The 22,437-nt window shown below is 26.2% G+C and carries 17 protein-coding genes, 2 tRNA genes and 1 pseudogene; 17 read left to right on the top strand and 3 right to left on the bottom strand.

Annotated features, from left to right (window positions below; genetic code table 11):
* Positions 1 to 10 precede the first annotated feature (10 nt).
* Positions 11 to 2,557, bottom strand: a complete 2,547-nt coding sequence (gene mutS / locus CRV12_RS02965; protein ID WP_136131157.1) for a DNA mismatch repair protein MutS — start codon at positions 2,555 to 2,557, stop codon at positions 11 to 13.
* 253 nt (positions 2,558 to 2,810) lie between these two features.
* Between mutS and CRV12_RS02960 the strand changes: the two genes are divergently transcribed.
* The 15 genes from CRV12_RS02960 to tyrA all read left to right on the top strand — a co-directional run bounded on the left by CRV12_RS02960 (position 2,811) and on the right by tyrA (position 16,272).
* Positions 2,811 to 3,311 carry a nicotinamide-nucleotide amidohydrolase family protein gene (locus CRV12_RS02960; RefSeq protein ID WP_136131156.1) on the top strand — a complete coding sequence of 167 codons (501 nt, stop codon included), beginning with the start codon at positions 2,811 to 2,813 and terminating at the stop codon, positions 3,309 to 3,311.
* 25 nt (positions 3,312 to 3,336) lie between these two features.
* Complete coding sequence (recA, locus tag CRV12_RS02955) at positions 3,337 to 4,407, top strand: recombinase RecA (protein ID WP_136131155.1); 1,071 nt, start codon at positions 3,337 to 3,339, stop codon at positions 4,405 to 4,407.
* A gap of 177 nt (positions 4,408 to 4,584) precedes the next feature.
* Positions 4,585 to 7,218 carry an alanine--tRNA ligase gene (gene alaS / locus CRV12_RS02950; RefSeq protein ID WP_136131154.1) on the top strand — a complete coding sequence of 878 codons (2,634 nt, stop codon included), beginning with the start codon at positions 4,585 to 4,587 and terminating at the stop codon, positions 7,216 to 7,218.
* 244 nt (positions 7,219 to 7,462) lie between these two features.
* The gene (gene csrA / locus CRV12_RS02945; RefSeq protein WP_136131153.1) at positions 7,463 to 7,642 is read left to right on the top strand and encodes a carbon storage regulator CsrA; all 180 of its coding nucleotides are present in this window, start codon (positions 7,463 to 7,465) and stop codon (positions 7,640 to 7,642) included.
* 189 nt (positions 7,643 to 7,831) lie between these two features.
* Positions 7,832 to 7,920: transfer RNA gene (locus CRV12_RS02940), tRNA-Ser, on the top strand.
* A 13-nt stretch (positions 7,921 to 7,933) separates the two neighbouring features.
* A tRNA-Arg gene (locus tag CRV12_RS02935) sits at positions 7,934 to 8,007 on the top strand.
* Between the two features lie 185 nt (positions 8,008 to 8,192).
* Positions 8,193 to 9,767: a glutamate--cysteine ligase gene (gene gshA / locus CRV12_RS02930; protein ID WP_136131152.1), complete on the top strand. Its 1,575-nt coding sequence runs from the start codon at positions 8,193 to 8,195 to the stop codon at positions 9,765 to 9,767.
* 53 nt (positions 9,768 to 9,820) lie between these two features.
* A complete protein-coding gene (locus CRV12_RS03950) occupies positions 9,821 to 9,976 on the top strand; it encodes an S-ribosylhomocysteine lyase (RefSeq protein ID WP_136131151.1) in 156 nt (51 codons plus the stop codon).
* A 254-nt stretch (positions 9,977 to 10,230) separates the two neighbouring features.
* Positions 10,231 to 11,592 carry a signal recognition particle protein gene (gene ffh / locus CRV12_RS02920; protein ID WP_136131150.1) on the top strand — a complete coding sequence of 454 codons (1,362 nt, stop codon included), beginning with the start codon at positions 10,231 to 10,233 and terminating at the stop codon, positions 11,590 to 11,592.
* A 163-nt stretch (positions 11,593 to 11,755) separates the two neighbouring features.
* Positions 11,756 to 12,040 carry a 30S ribosomal protein S16 gene (gene rpsP / locus CRV12_RS02915; protein WP_136131200.1) on the top strand — a complete coding sequence of 95 codons (285 nt, stop codon included), beginning with the start codon at positions 11,756 to 11,758 and terminating at the stop codon, positions 12,038 to 12,040.
* Positions 12,021 to 12,485 (top strand): ribosome maturation factor RimM, encoded by a 465-nt coding sequence (rimM, locus tag CRV12_RS02910; RefSeq protein ID WP_241973771.1) that lies wholly within the window; start codon positions 12,021 to 12,023, stop codon positions 12,483 to 12,485. Before rpsP ends, rimM begins: the two co-directional genes overlap by 20 nt.
* Positions 12,486 to 12,609: 124 nt before the next feature.
* The gene (trmD, locus tag CRV12_RS02905) at positions 12,610 to 13,356 is read left to right on the top strand and encodes a tRNA (guanosine(37)-N1)-methyltransferase TrmD (protein ID WP_136131149.1); all 747 of its coding nucleotides are present in this window, start codon (positions 12,610 to 12,612) and stop codon (positions 13,354 to 13,356) included.
* A gap of 29 nt (positions 13,357 to 13,385) precedes the next feature.
* Positions 13,386 to 13,733: a 50S ribosomal protein L19 gene (rplS, locus tag CRV12_RS02900; protein ID WP_136131148.1), complete on the top strand. Its 348-nt coding sequence runs from the start codon at positions 13,386 to 13,388 to the stop codon at positions 13,731 to 13,733.
* 365 nt (positions 13,734 to 14,098) lie between these two features.
* A complete protein-coding gene (locus CRV12_RS02895) occupies positions 14,099 to 15,163 on the top strand; it encodes a 3-deoxy-7-phosphoheptulonate synthase (protein WP_136131147.1) in 1,065 nt (354 codons plus the stop codon).
* A gap of 17 nt (positions 15,164 to 15,180) precedes the next feature.
* Positions 15,181 to 16,272 carry a bifunctional chorismate mutase/prephenate dehydrogenase gene (tyrA, locus tag CRV12_RS02890; protein WP_136131146.1) on the top strand — a complete coding sequence of 364 codons (1,092 nt, stop codon included), beginning with the start codon at positions 15,181 to 15,183 and terminating at the stop codon, positions 16,270 to 16,272.
* 15 nt (positions 16,273 to 16,287) lie between these two features.
* Here the strand turns inward: tyrA and CRV12_RS02885 are convergent, their stop codons facing one another.
* Together CRV12_RS02885 and bamD are read right to left on the bottom strand one after the other, a co-directional pair.
* Positions 16,288 to 17,454, bottom strand: coding sequence for a chorismate mutase (locus CRV12_RS02885; protein ID WP_136131145.1), 1,167 nt, complete (start codon positions 17,452 to 17,454; stop codon positions 16,288 to 16,290).
* 512 nt (positions 17,455 to 17,966) lie between these two features.
* The gene (bamD, locus tag CRV12_RS02880) at positions 17,967 to 18,695 is read right to left on the bottom strand and encodes an outer membrane protein assembly factor BamD (protein WP_136131144.1); all 729 of its coding nucleotides are present in this window, start codon (positions 18,693 to 18,695) and stop codon (positions 17,967 to 17,969) included.
* Between the two features lie 109 nt (positions 18,696 to 18,804).
* On the opposite strand from bamD, the gene rluD reads away from it, so the two are divergent.
* A complete protein-coding gene (rluD, locus tag CRV12_RS02875; RefSeq protein ID WP_136131143.1) occupies positions 18,805 to 19,767 on the top strand; it encodes a 23S rRNA pseudouridine(1911/1915/1917) synthase RluD in 963 nt (320 codons plus the stop codon).
* A 376-nt stretch (positions 19,768 to 20,143) separates the two neighbouring features.
* Positions 20,144 to 22,234, top strand: a pseudogene (locus tag CRV12_RS02870) (AAA family ATPase); the annotation flags it as partial.
* Positions 22,235 to 22,437: the final 203 nt, after the last annotated feature.

Below are 22,437 nucleotides of genomic sequence, written 5' to 3'. Positions count from 1 at the left end.
AGTATATAAGTCAAATTATTGATTTTAAAATATAAATCAAATCAAGAGCTTCATGTGGCGTTAAATTATCTGGATTTATTTGTTTTATTATATTTGTGATTGATGTACTTTTTTCTACTGTTTGTTTTTGAAGGTTACTAGTTGTTGAGTTAGAGTGAAAATGATAATTTTCCATCTCTAACTCATTTAATTTATCTTTTGCCAACTTAATAAGTTCCTTAGGAATACCAGCTAATAAAGCAACAGAAAAACCATAACTTTTATTCATGCTTCCCTTTTTAACAGTATGCATAAATGCTATATTATCTTCATATTCTATAGCATCAAAGTATACATTGATTACTCCTTGCATGTTATTTTTTAAAAATGTAAGTTCAAAATAATGTGTTGCAAACAATGTAATAGATTTAATTTTATTTACTATATAATGAGCACATGACCAAGCAAGAGATAATCCATCATAAGTTGAAGTACCCCTGCCAATCTCGTCCATAAGAACTAAACTGTTATTAGTTGCATTATGTAAAATATTTGCTGTTTCTGTCATTTCAACCATAAAAGTTGATCTTCCAGAGGCTAAGTCGTCTGATGCTCCAATTCTTGTAAAAATACGATCAAAATTTCCTATTAATGATTTTTTAGCTGGTACAAAACTTCCAATCCAAGCCATTAATACTATCAAAGCAGTCTGACGCATATACGTACTTTTGCCACCCATGTTTGGTCCAGTAATAATTAACATTCTATTTTCTGTTGATAACAATAGTGAATTAGGAATAAATGGTTCTGTTGATACACTTTCTATAACTGGATGACGACCATCTGTAATATTTATTATAGGATTTTGTTGTAATTTAGGTCTATGATAATTAAGATTCCAAGCACGTTCTGCGAGATTTGTTAAAACATCAAGTTCAGCTAATGATTGAATACTAAGCTGTAGTAGTTCAATATAAGGTATAAAATAATCAAATATTGATTCATATAAATATTTTTCTAAAATTAAGCATTTTTCTTTAGAAATTATTATCTTATTTTCATATGTTTTTAATTCAGGAATGATATAACGATTAATATTTTTTAATGTTTGACGTAGTATGTAATGTTTTGGAATTTTATTAATATGGTTTCTATTGATCTGAATATAATAACCATATATAGAATTATACCCTATTTTTAATGAATCTAATCCTAATATTTTGCGTTCTTTTATTTCTAATTGCTCTAAATAATCTTTTGCACCATTTGCTAAATCACGCCATTTATCAAGCTCTTCATTATAACCTTTAGCAATAACACCTCCATCTCGAATAAGTATAGGAGGAAATTCTACTATCGCTATTTCCAATAAATTACATAATTTTTTAAATTCTCCTATCTGTTTGAATATTGCGTTTAATTTTTCTGTTTTAAAATTAGATGAAATTTTTTTTAAATGAGGTAATTGTCGGAAAGCGGTACGTATTCTAACGAAATCACGAGGTTTTGCATTACGAAGGGATATGCGTGCTAGTATACGTTCTATATCTCCTATTTGTTGTAAAATAGGTTGGATTGTTTTATATGAGTTTTGTAATTCTAAAATGGATTCCTGACGATGATTAATAATTGCAATATTACGGACTGGTTTTTGCAACCATCTTTTTAACATCCTATTACCCATAGAAGTTGATGTTTTATTTAATAATTCATACAATGTATTTTTTGTTCCACCGTCTAAATTGCTTATAATTTCTAGATTACGACATGTATCATAGTCAATTATGATGTGATCTTTTGGGTGTTCTAATGTTATTGATTTTATATGAGGTAATAATTCAGTACATTGAGTATTTTTTACATATTGTAATAGACAACCAGCTGCTCTTAAAGCTAAACAAGCTTGTTCAACACCAAAACATTTTAATTCTTTAGTACCAAATTGTAAAGTTAATTGTTGGTATGCAGTGTCAATTTCAAATTCCCATAATGGACGACTTCTTAAACCACGAAAATTTTTAATTAAATGAAAATTTTTAAAATTTTCAGGATATAATAATTCCGAAGGGTTAGTTTTACATAATTCTATAGCTAAAATATCAAAATTAACTAATTCTTTGATACGAAAATTACCAGAACTAATCTCTAAATTAGCATAACCATAATTACATTGATCTTCTATAATACATGCTATTATATTTTCATTTTGTTCTTGTAATAGACATTCATCACTAATAGTGCCAGGTGTAATAATACGAACAACTTTACGCTCAACTAATCCGCTATTCTGTGAAGAACTAGCAAGTTGCTCACAAATTGCTGCAGATTCACCAAATTGTATCAATTTGGCTAAATAGTTATCAATATTATAATAAGGTACACCTGCCATAGGAATTGGTTTACCAGCTGATTTTCCACGTTTAGTTAAAGATATTTCTAGGAGTTGAGATGCGCGTTCGGCATCATCATAAAATAATTCATAGAAATCACCCATTCGATAAAATAGTAGCATATTGGGATATTTAGCTTTAATTTTTAAGTATTGTTGAATCATAGGAGTATGTATACAATCATTCATTATCTTTCTCTTTTTGATTAAATTTTAAAAATTTATGTTAAAATAGTACAATGATATTATATTAATTTTTAAAATTTTTTTGATATATAGAATATAATCAATTAATCATCATTATTATGATGTAATCTATTTTTTTATTTATTAAATATTTATTTTTGAATCAATAAAGATTGCGATGTTTTTTATATTATTATGAAATTTTATAAAATTATTATTTACGTTAGCAATGAAAACATAGATAAGGAATTATATTTTGCATAAATCACTGCTAATTAGCAAACAAATTGGTATAAAACTAAAAATAAAATCAGCAACTGTTTCATGTGCTGAATCTTGTACAGGTGGTTGGATTTCCAAAATTTTTACTGACACAGTGGGTAGTTCTAGTTGGTTTGAATTTGGTTTTATAACTTATAGTAATAAAGCTAAGGAGAAATTACTAGGAATAGATAATACTTTATTGATAAAATTTGGTGGAGTAAGTGAAGTAATTGTACGTGAAATGGCTTTAGGAGCCCAACGAAAATCAGGGTCTTCTTATTCTATTGCAGTTAGTGGTATAGCTGGTCCCAACAGCGTAAATTTTGAAAATCCAGTTGGTAAAGTATGGTTTGGTTTTGTTAGACCAGATAATAAAGTTTTTACCATTTACCATCTTTTTAAAGGTAATCGTGAATTAATTCGCCGTCAGTCTGTATATTGGGCATTACAAATATTTTATAATGAATTTCTGGCAAATATAATTACTAAGTAATTAGTTAATAAAAAAAGGAGATTAAATGGCAATTGATGAGAATAAAGAGAAAACACTAGCCGCTGTACTATCTCATATTGAAAAACAATTTGGTAAAGGCTCTATAATGCGTTTAGGAGAAGACCGTTCAATGAATGTAGAAACTATATCGACAGGTTCTTTATCATTAGATATTGCATTAGGTGCAGGAGGTCTTCCTTTAGGTCGTATTGTAGAAATATATGGTCCTGAATCATCTGGTAAAACTACATTAACGCTTCAAGTTATTGCAGCCGCTCAACTTAAAGGAAAAACTTGTGCTTTTATTGATGCTGAGCATGCTTTAGATCCAACTTATGCTAAAAAACTTGGTGTTGATATTGATAATTTATTATGTTCGCAACCAGATACTGGCGAACAAGCATTAGAAATTTGTGATGTTTTAGCACGTTCAGGTGCTGTAGATGTTATAGTTGTTGATTCTGTAGCCGCATTAACTCCTAAAGCGGAAATTGAAGGTGAAATAGGTGCATCCCATATGGGACTTGCAGCACGTATGATGAGTCAAGCAATGCGTAAGTTAGCTGGTAACCTTAAACAATCTAATACTTTATTAATATTTATAAATCAAATTCGTATGAAAATAGGTGTTATATTTGGTAATCCAGAAACTACTACTGGTGGTAATGCGCTAAAATTTTATGCTTCTATTCGTCTTGATATTCGTAGAATTGGTGTAATTAAAGAAGGAGATAATGTTATTGGTAGTGAAACTCGTGTTAAAGTAGTAAAAAATAAAATAGCAGTTCCATTTAAGCAAGCTGATTTTCAAATTATGTACGGAGCAGGTATCAATATTTTTGGTGAATTAATAGATTTAGGTGTAAAACATGGAGTAGTTGATAAATCAGGTTCTTGGTATAGTTATAAAGAACACAAAATTGGTCAAGGTAAATTAAATGCTAGTGAATTTTTAAAAAATCACACGACAATAGCGAATAAAATAGATACAGAATTGCGTGAAATGCTATTAAACACTAATCTTAATAAATTAATTGAATCTTCTAATAATAAACAGCTTGAAAATTCGTTTAATAAAAATAATGAGGTTTTGTAATATCATTTTTCTATGTAAAAATATTCAATTCTACCTTTCTAGACGATATTTCAATATTTCATAATTAACAATACTAATTTTAATTTATTTTTAATATTTGGATATAAAATATATATTTTTTAGTAAAAAAATAAAAATTTTATTATTAACTCTATATAACAGGATATGAATGACTATATGATTAAAAGTACTAATGAGGTCCGTCAAATGTTTCTCGATTTTTTTCGTAGTAAAGGGCATAAAGTTTTAGATAGTAGCTCATTAGTACCTGATAATGATCAAACTTTACTATTCACAAACGCTGGAATGAATCAATTTAAGAATGTATTTCTTTCTATAGAACAACCTTATTATAAACGTGTTGTAACTTCTCAACGTTGTATTAGAGCTGGTGGAAAACATAATGATTTAGAAAATGTAGGATATACTGCAAGACATCATACTTTTTTTGAAATGCTTGGTAATTTTAGTTTTGGTGATTATTTTAAAAAAGAAGCTATTTTATTTGCATGGGAATTGCTAACACACAATGATTGGTTTAATATTCCTGAAAATCGTTTATTAGTGACTGTTTATGAATCAGATCATGAAACTTACGATATTTGGACCAATGAAATTGGTATACCACATAATAGAATTATTAGAATTGGCAACGAACAAGGTATATCATATTTATCAGATAATTTTTGGCAAATGGGAGATACTGGTCCTTGCGGTCCTTGTAGTGAAATTTTATATCATTATAATGATCATGATTCAGAACATACAGTAAATTGTGATTTAAAATCAAATGATAATAATTATCTTGAATTATGGAATATAGTTTTTTTACAATTTGATCGTCAATCAGATGGAACAATGTTGCCATTGTTAAAGCCTTTTATTGATACTGGTATGGGTCTTGAACGTATAACTTCCGTAATTCAAAATGTTCAATCTAATTATGAAATTGATTTTTTTAAAAAATTGATTGAAAAAATAGCGCAAATAATTGGTACTAAAGATATTAATAATAATTCTCTTAAAGTCATTGCTGATCATATACGTTCTTCTGTATTCTTAATTGCAGATGGCGTTTTTCCTTCTAATGAAAATCGTGGATATGTTTTACGTCGTATTATTCGACGTGCGATACGACATGGATATATGATGGGATCTAAAAAAAATTTTTTTCATTTATTAGTTAAACCTTTAATTGAAATTTTAAATGAAAAAAACAACCATTTAAATATACAACAAATTAAAATAGAAAATATATTAAAAATCGAAGAAGAACAATTTACTAAGACGTTAAAATTCGGTCTATCAATACTAAATAAAGAGATACTAAATTTAAAAAATAATAGTTTAGATGGAAAAACTATATTTCGTCTTCATGATACTTTTGGTTTTCCAATTGATTTAACTAAAGATATATGTAAAGAACGTAATATAAAAGTAGATGAAATAGGTTTTACAAAACAAATGAAATTACAGCAAATGCGTGCCCGCGAGTTTAATAAATTTGAACCAAATAATAATGATATCATAAAATCTAATATTAAATCTTATTTTAAAGGTTATAAACAACTTAATTTACTGAGTTTTATAAAATCAATTTACGTTTTAGGAAAAGAAGTAAGCTATATTTCAAATTTAGGACAAGATGCTATAGTTATTTTAGATAAAACTCCTTTTTATGGTGAATCTGGTGGTCAAATTGGGGATATAGGTATTTTAAAAACAAATAAAACTACATTTTTAGTAAAAGATACAAAGAAATATGGTAATACGATTTTTCATATAGGTATCTTATTATCAGGTATGTTATCTATTGGTGATTGTTGTAAAGCTGAAGTTAATTCAATAAATCGTAAACTTATTTCTATAAATCATTCATCAACTCATTTACTTCATTCTGCTTTGTATCAAGTTTTAGGTAGTCATATAGTTCAGAAAGGGTCATTAATAAATGATAGATACTTACGTTTTGATTTTCTACATTACAAACCTCTTACAAAGGACGAAATTAATAAAATTGAAGCAATAGTAAATAAACAAATTTTTTGTAACTTACCTATTACAACTAAAATTATGCGTCTTGATGAAGCAAAACTTCAAGGAGCAAAAATGTTATTTAAGGAAAAATACAGTCAAAATGTTAGGGTTGTTAAAATAGAAAACATTTCAATAGAATTATGTGGTGGTACACATGCATTACATACCAGTGAAATTGGTTTATTTTGTATTAAATCTGAGTGTGGAATTGCTTCAGGTATTCGTCGTATTGAAGCAGTAACTAGTAAAAATGCTTTTATTTATATAAATGAATTTAAAAAACAATTGTATAATATATCAAATTTAATGAATGTCAACATTAGTAATGTAGGTGAAAAAATTTACAGTGTAATAAATCATACAAAAACACTTGAAAAAGAAATAAAAATATTAAACGACAAACAAGCTAATCAATTAATTGATTTATTAATTGATAATGTTATTGAAATAAAAAATATTAAAATTTTAGTAAATAAAATTGATAATATTAATCCTCAAACATTAAATAATATAGTAATTAGACTAAGAAATAAATTAAATTCTTCGATTATAGTATTAGCTACAATAATTGACAATAAAATTTTATTAATAGTAAATATCACTCAAGATTTAACAAATCGTTTTAAAGCAAATGAGTTAATTAATTATTTAGCAAAGCAAATTGATGGCAAAGGAGGGGGTAGATCAGATTTTGCAAAAGGAGGTGGTAAAAAAATAACAGCATTAGAAAATACATTATTAAGTGTTAAACCATGGGTTACCAATCGATGCTAATGATATAGAAAAGAATGTCAGAAAAGATTCTTAGAGTTCTTTTCTATAATTAAAATTAATCTTTAATAAACCTAAATTAAAACAGTGTTCTTGAATACTAATATAAAGTGTATTGTATCATAGTATATTTATATACATCAATTTTATATAATTCATGATTACTATTTAATGTTCAATAACGAGTTATAAACAAAATGAATCCTTCATGTAAGTCCGATTCTTTTCATTTTTTAAGGAGCAAATAATGCTTATTCTAACTCGTCGAGTTGGTGAAACACTAATAATTGGCAATGAAGTAACTGTAACAGTATTAGGAGTTAAGGGTAATCAAGTTCGTATTGGTGTAACAGCTCCTAAAGAAATATCTGTACATCGTGAAGAAATTTATCAGCGTATTCGAACTGAAATTCAAACAAATATTTAATTAGAAAATTATTTGCCTCGCTAAAAACAAAGCGAGGCAAATAATTTTAAATAAATTATTTATTATTTTTTATTATAGTCTTTTAATTAATTTCATATAGAGACTATAATTAAATTAAAAAATATTTGACTTATTCTGATAGAAAAGTGATATAATCAATTTGATTAAAGCTCAATAAAAGCTCTAATAGGTGAGATGGCCGAGAGGCTGAAGGCGCTCCCCTGCTAAGGGAGTATGTAGTTAAAAACTACTCGAGGGTTCGAATCCCTCTCTCACCGTCGTCCTATTAATGCATCCGTAGCTCAGTTGGATAGAGTACTCGGCTACGAACCGAGCGGTCGGAGGTTCGAATCCTCCCGGATGCGATTACCTGATAAACAACAATAATTTGTATTTTTGTTTTCTTTTAATTGAATAATTTTCTTTATTTTAGAAAAATTTTATTTAAAATAAATGTTAAATTTATTCAATTTGCATTTTTTAACTAGTAATGTTATCAATTAATAATGATATTCCTTAAAAATCAATTAATTTTAAGCCGGAGGTTAATATGCTCCCGGATATATCTAATGCACTATCTTGGTTAGAAAATCATTCATATGTTTTAAAAAATATTAATCGTGGTATTGAACGTGAAACATTACGAGTGAAAAAAAATGGTAGCATTGCAACTAGTAAACATCCTAAAGCTTTAGGTTCAGCTCTTAAAAATGAATGGATAACAACAGATTTTGCTGAATCTTTATTAGAATTTATTACACCAGTAGATAACAGAATAGATTATATGTTATCTTTTTTAACTGATATTCATTGTTATGTTGCTCGAATATTAAGCAATGAACTTATGTGGCCATTGAGTATGCCTTGCAATATTAAAGATATAAGTACGATTAAATTGGCTAATTATGGAAAATCTAATATCGGTCTTATGAAAACTCTATATCGTAAGGGTTTAAAAAATAGATATGGTGCCATGATGCAAATCATATCTGGTATTCATTATAATTTTTCTTTACCAATTGCATTTTGGCAAGAATGGGCTAATTTACAAAATCTAAAAAATTGTAAAGAAACCATATCAACAGGATATTTAATATTGATTCGTAATTATTATCGCTTTGGATGGATTATACCGTATCTTTTTGGCGCTTCTCCAGCAATTTGTTCTAATTTTATAAAAAATAACAGTACAATTTTAAATTTCGAAACAAATAATAAAGATACTCTTTGGCTACCATATGCAACATCATTACGTTTAAGTAATATAGGTTATGATAATAATGCTCAAAATATATTAAAGATAACTTTTAATTCACTTAAAGAATATTCTAATACAATAAAACATGCATTAAATACACCATTAAATAAATTTGTAGAATTAGGAATAAATGATAAAAATGGAAAAAGAACTCAACTTAATACTAATATTCTTCAAATTGAAAATGAACTTTATTCACCAATACGTCCTAAATGTATTAATCGTTTTAATGAATCATATTCAAATGCACTTATAAAAAATGGAATTGAATATATAGAAATCCGATCTCTTGATATAAATCCATTTTCATCTATAGGTATTGATAAAATACAAGTTGATTTTCTTGATTTGTTTCTGATTTGGTGTATTTTATCGGATATATCTGAAATGAGTATTGAAGAACTTAAATATAATAGAGAAAACTGGAACATTGTAACATTAGAAGGAAGAAAACCAAATCAAAAAATTAATATAGGATGCAATAATCATAAATATCCTTTAGTAGATATAGGTAAAAAAATTTTCAGTGATCTATATAAATTAGCAGAAATTTTAGATAAAAATGAAAAAAATATGAAATATCAAAAAATTTGTGAACAGCTATTTTTATATTTTGAAAATCCAGATTTAACTTATTCAGCACGTATTCTAGATATTATAAAACAAAATGGTATGATTAAAACTGGTATTTCTTTATCAAAAAAATATCATAATTTACTCTGTTTAGAACCGCTAAATTTGATAACAGAAGAAGATTTTAAAATTAAAGCAAAACAATCTATTTTTGAACAGAAAAATATTGAAAATAATGATTTATTAAATTTTGAAAATTATATAAACAATTTACGTATTAGGAATAGTATTTAATTTTTTATAAAATAATTATTTTGCAAAACAATATTATTAAGTAATACATAATAATGAAATTATTAGATAGTTTTAGAGTTGATCATATAGTGATGAATGTAATATCAGTTTGTTTATTTAAGGTATTAAAAATACTTAACAAAGATTTAATTATTGTTTTCGATTTAAGATTCTGTAAAACAAATACAAATATGCTTACAAAATGTTAAATAAGTATTTTTGAATATATTCTTGCAAAAATTTATGCGTAATTACATTAATGATAATAAAATAATTATGGATATTTTCCAATTAGATATAATACTAGCTTTATATTATTTTTAATGAGCAATATTTAGCATTAAAGATAATTAAATAAATTACTAATTGTACATGATCAAACAAAAAATTAGTTATAACTTTGTGTTATAATTAAATAAATAGATTTAAACTCCATACTAATTAATTTTTAAGTGAGATACAATTGTTTGACAATCTAACTGATCGCTTATCAAAAACTTTAAAGAATATCAGTGGCAAAGGTAGATTAACAGAAGAAAATATACGACAAACTCTTCATGAAGTTCGCATAGCATTATTAGAAGCTGATGTTTCTTTACCTGTAGTTCGCAGCTTTACTAAAGCTGTAGAAGAAAAAGCAATAGGTCAAGAAGTAAATAAACGAATGACGCCAGGACAAGAATTTATTAAGATTGTTAGGAATGAACTAATTATAGCTATGGGTGAAAAGAATAACAATATTAATCTATCAGTTGCACCACCAGCTATTATATTATTAGTTGGTTTACAAGGTACTGGCAAAACTACTAGTGTTGCTAAAATTGCTAATTTCTTGCATGAAAAATTTAAAAAAAAAGTGTTAACAGTTTCTACTGATATTTATCGTGCAGCAGCGATAAAACAACTAGAAACATTATCAAGTCAAATTAATGTAGATTTTTATCCATCAAATTTTAACCAAAAACCAATTGATATTGTGCAGAATGCTTTAAAAGAAGCAAAGATTAAGTGTTATGATGTTTTGTTGATAGATACAGCTGGTCGTCTACATATCAATGATTATATGATGGATGAGATCCAACAAATACATAAATTAATTAATCCTATAGAAACTTTATTTGTAGTTGACGCTATGATGGGTCAAGATATTGCTAATGCGGCAAAAATTTTTGATAAAAAGTTATCTCTTACTGGAATAATTTTGACTAAAGCAGATAGTGATGCAAGAGGAGGATCAGCATTATCAGTTCGTCACATAACTGGGAAACCAATTAAATTTATGGGTGTAGGTGAAAAAATAGAAGCATTAGAGCAGTTTTATCCAGAACGCATAGTTTCTCGTATTCTTGGCATGGGAGATATTTTATCATTAATAGAAGATATAGAAAATAAATTAGATGTTGAACAAGTAGAAAATTTAACTAAGAAAATGAAAAAAGGAGATAAATTTGATCTTAGTGATTTTTTTCAACAATTAAAACAAATACGTAAAATAGGAAATATATCTGATTTAGTAAAAAAAATACCAGGTTTAGGAAAATTATCAAATAATATTAAACCAGAAATAAATGATAAAATATTAATTAATATGGAAGCAATAATTAATTCTATGACAATTAAAGAACGTGAAAATCCAGAAATTATTAAAGGTTCACGTAAACGTCGTATAGCTAATGGTGCTGGAGTGAAAGTACAAGATGTTAATCGCCTCATGAAGCAATTTACTGATATGCAAAATATAGTAAAGAAAATGAAAAAAAGCAGTATACATAAAATATCAAAATATATAAAAAATATGGTTCCACAAAATTTTTATAAAAATTAAATTACTAAATAAAAATTACATAATAACCTATTATAGGTTGATTTTTTATATTAATATAAGTAAAATGCGAGTTCTTTAATATGAAACACCCGATTCCATAGTGTATCAATTTAATTGATACACTATGGAATCGGGTGTTTCATTAAAAAAACAAGGAAAAATTATGGTTATAATTAGATTAGCAAGACATGGAGCAAAAAAACGTCCTTTTTATCAAGTCGTTGTTGCTGATAGTCGTAAAGCTCGTAATGGTTGTTTTATTGAAAAAGTCGGTTTTTTTAACCCAGTATATTGTGGTCAAGAAAAAAACCTAAATTTAAATTTAAAACGCATAGAATATTGGATAACTAAAGGCGCACAATTGTCAAATAAAGTTTATACATTAATTAAACAAGCAAAAATTTTCAAAAATACTAAGATAAAACAAGATGCACAAACAACTAATTAAAAAAACTATTAATGATCCTGTAATTATAGGTAAAATAGGAAGTGTATATGGTATTTTGGGATGGGTTAAAATATTCTCTTTTACCGAAAAACTAGAAAATATTTTTTACTACCAACCATGGTTTATTAAGATTAAAGATAAATGGCACATATTAAAAGTAAGTAATTGGAAATATCATAATAAATATATAATAACAAAACTAAAAAATATAGATAATAGAAACACTGCTGATAAATTAACTAACCATGATATTATAGTTGATTATACACAGTTGCCACCATTAAAAAATGGTGATTATTATTTGAAAGATTTAATAGGATGTAAGGTAATTAACATGGGAGGATATGACATAGGTACTATTATTGATTTTATAGAAAATAAAGCGAATTATATAATTGTTATTAAAAAAAAACAGATAGCAAATGCAATAAAAAAGAGCTTTTAATTCCGTTGATAAAGGAAAAAATAATTAAAAAAATAGATCTAAATACAAAAGTAGTTGAAGTAGATTGGGATATTTTCGTTTAATATCTAAAAAATAATTTTTCTATTTAATTATGTATTGTGAAATGCAAATTGGTATTATTAGTTTATTTCCAGATATATTTAAAATCATTACTAATTATGGAGTTATTGGTAGAGCTGTAAAAAAAGGATTAATAAAAATCCAAATTTGGAATCCTCGTGATTTTACATATGGAAAACATCATACAGTAGATGATCATCCTTATGGTGGTGGATCTGGAATGATAATGATGATGCAACCTTTAATTGATACTATTTACGTAGCAAAAACAAAAATAGGATGTAATGCAAAAGTAATTTACTTATCACCTCAAGGTCATAAGCTTAATCAAAAAAAAATTTGTGAATTAGCAAAACAAAAAGAATTAATTTTGGTATGTGGCCGTTACAAAGGTATAGATGAAAGAATAATTGAGTCTAAAATTGATGAAGAATTATCAATAGGTGATTATGTACTTAGTGGTGGAGAGCTACCGGCAATGATAGTCTCTGATGCAATTGCAAGATTAATTCCTGGAGTAGTAGGTAAATATGAATGTGTTAAACAAGATTCGTTTTTTAATGGATTATTAGATTGCCCTCATTATACTAGGCCTAAAATTTTACTAGGGAAAAAAGTTCCAGAAATATTATTATCTGGGAAACACTTTGAAATTTATCGTTGGAGGTTAAAACAATCGTTAGGCAGAACATGGTTAAGAAGACCTGAACTTTTAGAAAAATTAGTTCTTACTAAAGAAGAATTAAAATTATTAAATGAATTTAAAATAGAGATAAATAAAAAAACATAGTTTTAAAATATTGTATAAGAGATTTAATTATGAGTGAAATTATCAAGAAGTTAGAACAAGAACAAATGAATAAAAACATACCATATTTTCGTCCAGGTGATTCAGTAGAAGTGAGGGTGTGGGTAGTTGAAAGTTCTAAAAAACGTATTCAGTCATTCGAAGGAATTGTGATAGCTATAAAAAATCGTGGTTTAAATTCTTCTTTTACTATTCGAAAAATCTCTAATGGAGAAGGTATTGAACGTGTTTTTCAAACCTATTCTCCTGCCATTGATAGCATCTTGGTTAAACGTCATGGCGATGTCCGCAAAGCTAAACTATATTATTTACGTAAATTATCTGGAAAAGCTGCTCGTATTAAAGAACGTCTTAAATAAAAAGATATTGATTTATTAAATATGAAAGCTATTATAAGTAAGTAATTTTTTCATGATATGATGTTAATAATTATTCAAATTTATGATAAATAAATTAGCTAAATTTAACATTTATATGACATAATTATTTTAGTTTACTTTTAATTAAATATGTTTAATCATATAGACTAGTAAGTAAAGTAAAATGTATAAAAAACCAGTTAATATTTACATATGCTATTTTAATATTAAAATTACATTTGATTATAGTATTTAATTGCGCATATTACTAGTAGACGATTATTAAATAATTATTTTTATATTAAAAATACTATTTGAAATAAGACAATAATTTTAAAACTAGTGACAATATGGAGTACGCAATTATGCGAAGAGATGTACTGAATAATGTACATATTACTGATGAACAAATATTAATCACACCAGAAGAGCTTAAGTCAAAATTTCCTTTAACATCTCATCAAGAAACACAAATTGCCTCTTCTAGAAAGATAATTTCTGATATAATTTCGGGTAGAGATTTAAGATTATTAATAGTATGTGGTCCTTGTTCTATTCATGATATAGAAGCAGCAACTGATTACGCCAATAGATTGTATTCTATTACTAAAAAATTTCAGGATCAACTATATCTTGTTATGCGTGTATATTTTGAGAAACCTCGTACAACAGTTGGATGGAAAGGATTAATTAATGATCCTTACATGGATAATTCTTTTGATGTGGAAGCAGGATTATGTATAGCACGCAAATTATTGTTATCTTTGGTAGAAGTAGGATTGCCACTAGCAACAGAAGCATTAGATCCTAATAGTCCTCAATATCTTGGTGATTTATTTAGTTGGTCAGCGATAGGAGCTCGTACTACAGAATCACAAACTCATCGTGAAATGGCTTCTGGTCTTTCAATGCCAGTAGGCTTTAAAAATGGTACAGACGGTAGTTTAGATACAGCAATTAATGCTATGAGAGCTGCTTCAATGTCTCATCGCTTTGTCGGTATTAACCAATCTGGACAAGTATCTTTATTGCAAACTAAAGGTAATCCAGACAGTCATATTATTTTACGTGGAGGAAAATTACCTAATTATAGTCCTAATGATGTTGCTAAATGTGAAAAAGAAATGATTAAAGCAGGATTACATCCAGCTTTAATGATAGATTGTAGTCATGGTAACTCTAATAAAAATTACAAAAGACAAGCTTTGGTAGCTGAATCAGTAGTTACTCAAATTATAGATGGAAATCGTTCAATTATCGGTATTATGTTAGAAAGTCATATTAATGAAGGAAATCAACCATCTGAACAACACCGTAATGAAATGAAATATGGAGTTTCTGTAACTGATCCTTGTCTGAGTTGGGCATCAACAGAAAATATATTATATAATTTACAAAGAAATTTACGGGGAGTGCTATCAAAACGTTAAGGGAGTAATTATAATAAATGGTAGTGAATAGATTAGCAGGATTGCTTAGTAAAATTGATAAAATAGATAAAGATTTATTGAATTTGCTAGCTGATAGACTTGACTTAGTTAAAAAAGTTAGCAAATTAGATAGATTATGCAATTTATCTATTAATATGCCAGAAGAAGAAATTATAATATCCAATTTACGTAAAAAAGCCATAACAATTGGTATTTCACCTGATTTAATAGAAGATATATTACGTAGAATAATACAAGAATCTTACAGTAATAAAGAACATTTCAAAAAAATATGCCCTAACATGCGATCAATAGTAATAATTGGTGGCAATGGGAAAATGGGTAGTGTATTTAAAAGAATGCTAGTATTATCTGGTTATAACGTTAAAATACTAGAAAAAAACGACTGGAATCAAGCAAGCGATTTACTTTTTGATGCTGGTATGGTGATTATAAGCGTACCTATTCATGCAAGTTATGCAATCATTTCAAAACTAACATCATTGCCTAAAGACTGTATCTTAGTGGATATTATATCAGTAAAAATTGGTCCATTAAGAGCTATGCTTTCAGTACATAATGGGCCAGTATTAGGTTTACATCCAATGTTTAGTGCAGATAATTCTAATTTAGTAAAACGTTTAATAATTTGGTGTGATGGACGTCAATCAGAAGATTATCAGTGGTTTTTAGAACAAATTAAATCTTGGGGTATACGTATATATCGCATTGATGCAAAAGTACATGATTATAATATGTCTTTTATTCAAGCTCTACGTTATTTCACAACTTTTATGCATGGGTTTCATTTAAACAAAGAAAAAGTTGATTTACATCAACTTTTAACACTATCATCACCTATATATAAGTTAGAACTTTCATTAGTCAATAGATTTTTTACTCAAAATCCTCAGCTTTATCTTGATATTATTCTGTCATCAGAAAATAATATAAAATTAGTTAAACGTTATCATAAAATATTTGGAGAAACTATCTCTCTTTTAGAGAAAGGAGATAAAAAAAATTTTATCAAAAAATTTAATCGGATTAAACGCTGGTTTAGTAATAACACAAAGAATTTTTTTAAAAAAAATAACTTGTTATATTAAATAAAAAATATTAATTTAATTAATACCTGTCATTAACAAATGACTTTCACTAGGATAACTTCCTAAAACTTTTAAAGAATATGTAATATTCTTTAAATCTTTAAGTACATATTGCATGTTTTCTGATTTTACATTACCTTTAACATCTATATAAAATATTTCTTCCCATGGATTTCCATTAATAGGCCGTGATTCAAGTTTATTAATAACTAAATTATATTTACGAAAAACTAACAGTACATCAACCAAAGACCCTACATGCTGACCAGTTGCAATAATCAGAGTTGTTTTGGCAGGTATATAATCAAGAATGTCAATAGGATTACGTGATAATACAATAAATCTTGTTTGGTTATGCTGTTGATTTGCTAAATTGCATTTTAATACTTCTAAATTATATATTAATCCCCCATCTTCACTACCTAATGCTGCTATTTTAGATGAATTTAATAATGCTACTTTTTTCATTGCAACTGCTGTGCTTTCTGTATACTTAATATTCCAATTAGGAAATAGACTAATAAAATTACTACATTGTTGAAGTGGTTGTGGATGACTATAAATTGTAGTAATTTTTGTTAAATCACTTCCTTTTTTAGATAATATACAGTGATCTATGCATATAATTATTTCATTAATAATTGACAAATTTGTGTATTGAAGTAAATCATATACTTCATTAATAGATCCTGAGTTAGTATTTTCAATAGGCAATACAGCATAATCTGCAATTCCTTTTTCAACATTTTTAATAGTGTCATAAAAATTTAAACAGCTACATTCGATTACATTATCAAAGTATCTTGAAGAATATGTTTTAACAGCTATATGTGAATATGAACCATTCGGTCCAAGAAAAGTAATTTTAACTGAACTTGGGTAAAGATAGTTAGATTTTTTTTGTATAATAGATTGTTGAACGCAAACAGAATCTTCAATTATCAATTGAAATAATTGTGTAATAAAATACGAATTTAATTTGTATTTATTTCCTAATGATATTAGGCGTTTTATAATTAAATTTTCACGTTCTATAACACGAATTGGAATATTATTTTTTAATTTGGTTTCAGCAATTTCAATGGACAACAATCGACGTTTAGATAACAATATTAAAATTTTTTCATCAATTTCATTGATTCTATTACGTAACAATGTTAATGATGACTTGGTATTATTCATACAGGTACCTATCAGGAATAAAATAAAAAACTTTTTGTAGATGATATTATGTAATAAATATAATTATATTACTTTCACAAATTTTAAATAAAATTAAAAAATTCTTTTTAAATTTAAATTACCATACAGAATAATACAATAATATTTTTAAAATTATTTATATTTGATCGATATTAAAAAATTAATTATTTTTAATATTTATAGGCATTGATACAATTTAAAATTGTTATTCATTTTTTTTAAGTATTTTCAAATATGATAACATTATATACCATTAACTATAATGGTACATAATTTATCAATTTACTATTAATAAATAGTCAATTATCTGTTTTTTTTAAATCTAAAATATTATCAGTTATTAATTATTAAAATAACATCTAAGTTCTACATATTAATAATATGTTTTATTATTTAATTTTTATAAATTAATATTTTATTATATTAATTTAATTGCAAAAGTATGTAGTAAAGTCATCTTATAACTAGCCATTAAAAATATTCTTGATATGTTAATGGTTTAAATCAATAATTTTAAAAATTTTATCTGCTTCATCATTAATATTTAATTTTCGATAAGCTTCTGCCATTAAAAGTAATGCGTTATGAGTCGCTTTTGTATCGGGATAGTATATCATCATTTTTTTGACACGATTAATTACTGAAACGTAAGCTCTATGTTTATGGTAAAATAATGCCACAGATAATTCATATTTAGCTAGCCTGTTTTTTAAAAAAATTAAACGATTATAAGCATCATTAACATATATACTCTTAGGATAATACTTTATTAATTGTACGAAATTACTAAATGCATTATAAGCATATTCTGGATCACGACTAGAATTATCAAAATGAAAAAACTTCATTGTTGCTGGATTATCCATTGACATTCCTATTAAACCTTTCATATAAAGTAAATAATCTACATTAGGATGATTTGGATAAACATTCATAAAATGATTAATTGCATTTTCCGAAGATTCTAGATCCATATTTTTGTAATAAGCATATATTAAATCGAGTTGTATTTGTTGTGTATGTTGTCTAAATAAATCTATATTTTTTATACTTTCTAGGTATTTAATTGCTGATATAAAATTTCCTTCCTGCATTTTTTTTTGAGCAGTTTTATATATTTTATATAGTGAATCATATGATAGTTCTGTTTGGTTACATATAGAACAACTCATCATCATTATTACTAAAAAAATAGTTAATAAATATTTTATTTTTTTCATGATACAATTACTATCCTTTTATAAAATTATATTAATTTAATAAAAATAATAATATTTTACTAAAGAGAATATTGCTATAAAAATTAATTCTTATAAAGAAATTACTATTATGATAAAAAAAAATCAACATACTTTAATTTTACCTAAAACTAATATTAAAAAGAGATTGGATCTAATTATAAAACAGCATTTTCCTAATTATTCACGTTCTTGCATAAAAAAATGGATTTCAAATAAATTAGTTATACTTGATGATATTATAATCAAGAAACCGAAAAAAATATCAGGTGGTAAATTAATAATTATTCATGATAATAATCCAAATATATTACATCCAGAACCACAAAATTTACCATTAGATATTTTATATGAAGATCAATATATTTTAGTCATAAATAAACAAAAAAATTTAGTAGTACATCCAGGAACTAATAATTTAAATGGTACTTTACTAAATGCATTGTTATATAAATATCCTATTTTAGTTAGCATACCACGTGCAGGTATAGTACATAGATTAGACAAGGATACTACTGGACTTATGCTTATAGCAAAAACCATAAATGCACAATTAAAATTAATTGATATGATAAAAAGACATGAAATTATTCGTGAATATGAAGCAATAGTAGTTGGTATTGTACCATCAAATGGTACAATTGATGCACCTATTGGTCGTCATTCAACTAAAAAAACACAAATGACAGTAAGTTTACAAGGAAAAAATGCTATAACTCATTATAATGTAATAGAATATTTTCGTAATCATTCTCGAATAAACATACGTTTAGAAACAGGTCGTACTCATCAAATTCGTGTTCACATGGCATATATTAACCATCCATTATTAGGAGATCAAGTTTACGGTAAACATGTTTCTGTAGTACAAAAAAACAAACATATAACAATGAATGAAATGTTTCATTTTAATCGTCAAGCATTACATGCAATAAAGTTAATTTTTACCCATCCTATTACTAATGCTAGAATGGTAATTGATGCGCCAATTCCTGTAGATATAAATAATCTTATTAATTCTCTTAAAAAAGATCATCGCATTATAAAATTTTAAATTCAATAAATAATATAAGAACTATAAATTTTGTTAATTATATCAATTAAATATATTATTATATTTTAAATACATTTAATCTTTAATTTATTTGTATATTATGAATTATTACACATAATTTGAATTGTATTTTATTAAAATTTAAGTTTAATGATTATTTTTATTATAAATTTTATGAATTTATTTAAAAATAATATAAACAAATAATCTATTCATTGAATATTAGATGAATACATAATAATTTAAATTAAGATATAAAAATTTTTTTAGTTTTTATTTTACTTGTTAATTAGAAATATATTATTAAGATTATTAGCATAATTCATGAGGGTAGAATGAAGTGAATAACAAAGAATTAAATGATAAAAATCAAATTTTACATAGATTTACTGTAAATATAACAGAACTTGCTGAAAATAATAAATTAGACCCAGTAATTGGACGTGATGAAGAAATTCGTCGAACAATACAAGTTTTACAACGTAGAACTAAAAATAACCCAGTATTAATTGGTGAACCTGGAGTAGGTAAAACTGCAATCATTGAAGGTCTTGCTCAACGTATTATTAATGATGAAATACCAGATGGATTAAAAAAAAGTCAAATATTATCTCTTGATATAGGTGCATTAATAGCAGGTGCTAAATATCGTGGTGAATTTGAAGAACGTTTAAAAGAAATACTAAAAAATTTAGCTAAACATGAAGGTAATATCATATTATTTATTGATGAATTACATAATATAGTTGCAGCAGGACAAGGTGATGGATCAATAAACGCAAGTAATCTTTTAAAGCCTGCGTTAGCTCGAGGAGAACTTCATTGTGTAGGGGCAACAACTTTAGATGAATATCGTTATTATATTGAAAAAGATAGAGCTTTAGAACGTCGTTTTCAAAAAATTTATATATCAGAACCAAACGTTGAGGATACCATAGCTATCCTTAGAGGACTTAAAGAACGTTATGAAATACATCATCATGTTCAAATTACTGATCCGGCTATTGTTGCTGCAGCAAGTTTATCAAATAGATATATTTCTCAACGTCAATTACCAGATAAAGCAATTGACTTAATTGATGAAGCTGCTTCTAGTATTCGTTTACAAATAGACTCAAAACCTGAATTACTTGATAGAATTGAAAGACGTATTATACAATTAAAATTAGAGCAACAGACATTACAAAAAGAATCTGATCAAGCAAGTATTAAGCGTTTTGAAATATTAAAAAAAGAACTTAATAAAAAAGAAACTGAATACAATAATTTTATAAAAAAATGGAAAACAGAAAAAAAATCTCTTTTAGACACACAAAATATTAAAACTAATCTTGAAAAAGCTCGTTTATCTTTAGAACAAGCGCGTCGTTCTGTAGATTTAGCAAAAATGTCTGAATTACAATATGGTATTATTCCAGATCTTGAAAAAAAACTTGTTAAAGCAACTACTTCTGAAGAAAATAATATGACATTATTGCGTAATTGCGTTAATGATATAGAGATTGCTAATATCGTTTCTCGTTGGACTGGTATCCCAGTAGCTCAAATGATGGAAAATGAACGTGAAAAGCTTATTCGTATAGAACAAGAGTTACATAAAAAAGTAATTGGTCAAAATGAAGCAGTTAAAATAATATCAAATGCTATTCGTCGTAACCGAGCAGGTTTATCCGATGCAAATCGCCCAATAGGTTCATTTTTATTTTTAGGACCTAGTGGAATAGGTAAAACAGAATTATCTAAATCACTAGCACATTTCTTATTTGATAGTGATAATGCAATTATAAGAATTGATATGTCTGAATTTATGGAAAAACATTCAGTTTCTAAATTAATAGGAGCACCTCCAGGATATATAGGATATGAGCAAGGAGGATATATAACAGAAGCTATACGTATTCATCCCTATTCAGTAATTTTATTAGATGAAATTGAAAAAGCGCATACTGATATTTTTAATATTTTATTACAAGTATTAGATGAAGGACGTTTAACAGATAGTAAAGGAAGAACCATTAATTTTTGTAATACAGTTATTATCATGACTTCTAATTTAGGTTCTGATTTAATTCAAAAACATTTTAGTACCCTTAATTATAACAAAATGAAAGATCTAATAATGAATACAGTTAATCGATATTTCAAACCTGAATTTATTAATCGTATCGATGAAGTGGTTGTATTCCACCCTCTTAACGAACAACATATGCATTCTATTGCACAAATTCAACTAAAATACTTACGTAATCGTCTAGAAGAACAGGGATATAAGTTATATATTCACAAAGAAGTATTTAATTTGTTAAGTAAAAATACTTACGATCCACTACATGGTGCACGTCCACTTAAAAGAGCTATTCAACAACAGATAGAAAATTTGTTAGCACAAAAAATACTTTCTGGAGAATTAACACCTGAAAACACTATAGAAATCAATATTAAGAATAACATGATATCAATTAAATAAATTTCGTATAAACATTATTCATTAACTATTTTAAATATTTACATTATAATCTATGACTATAATCAATATAATAAAAAATCAATTATCTAACAAAGGAAGAAAGATGTCATTAAAAACTTGACTAACAGACATAACAAAGTTAAGATAGCACTGCTGTTGTTCTTTAACAATTTATCAGACAACCTGTGTAGGTATTCGTAGAA

This window comes from Candidatus Pantoea edessiphila, assembly GCF_002933315.1.
Classification (GTDB): domain Bacteria; phylum Pseudomonadota; class Gammaproteobacteria; order Enterobacterales; family Enterobacteriaceae; genus Pantoea_C.
The sequence above is the reverse complement of the archived record's forward strand: the minus strand, read 5'-3'. Positions and strand labels throughout refer to the sequence as shown.

Coding starts and splice junctions, on each gene's coding strand:
- rpsP (WP_136131200.1), top strand. CDS start 11,756: ATGGTTATAATTAGATTAGCAAGACATGGAGCAAAAAAACGTCCTTTT.
- CRV12_RS02895 (WP_136131147.1), top strand. CDS start 14,099: ATGCGAAGAGATGTACTGAATAATGTACATATTACTGATGAACAAATA.
- CRV12_RS03950 (WP_136131151.1), top strand. CDS start 9,821: ATGAAATTATTAGATAGTTTTAGAGTTGATCATATAGTGATGAATGTA.
- alaS (WP_136131154.1), top strand. CDS start 4,585: ATGATTAAAAGTACTAATGAGGTCCGTCAAATGTTTCTCGATTTTTTT.
- rluD (WP_136131143.1), top strand. CDS start 18,805: ATGATAAAAAAAAATCAACATACTTTAATTTTACCTAAAACTAATATT.
- rimM (WP_241973771.1), top strand. CDS start 12,021: ATGCACAAACAACTAATTAAAAAAACTATTAATGATCCTGTAATTATA.
- bamD (WP_136131144.1), bottom strand. CDS start 18,695: ATGAAAAAAATAAAATATTTATTAACTATTTTTTTAGTAATAATGATG.
- rplS (WP_136131148.1), top strand. CDS start 13,386: ATGAGTGAAATTATCAAGAAGTTAGAACAAGAACAAATGAATAAAAAC.
- recA (WP_136131155.1), top strand. CDS start 3,337: ATGGCAATTGATGAGAATAAAGAGAAAACACTAGCCGCTGTACTATCT.
- trmD (WP_136131149.1), top strand. CDS start 12,610: ATGCAAATTGGTATTATTAGTTTATTTCCAGATATATTTAAAATCATT.
- CRV12_RS02885 (WP_136131145.1), bottom strand. CDS start 17,454: ATGAATAATACCAAGTCATCATTAACATTGTTACGTAATAGAATCAAT.
- tyrA (WP_136131146.1), top strand. CDS start 15,181: ATGGTAGTGAATAGATTAGCAGGATTGCTTAGTAAAATTGATAAAATA.
- mutS (WP_136131157.1), bottom strand. CDS start 2,557: ATGAATGATTGTATACATACTCCTATGATTCAACAATACTTAAAAATT.
- csrA (WP_136131153.1), top strand. CDS start 7,463: ATGCTTATTCTAACTCGTCGAGTTGGTGAAACACTAATAATTGGCAAT.
- gshA (WP_136131152.1), top strand. CDS start 8,193: ATGCTCCCGGATATATCTAATGCACTATCTTGGTTAGAAAATCATTCA.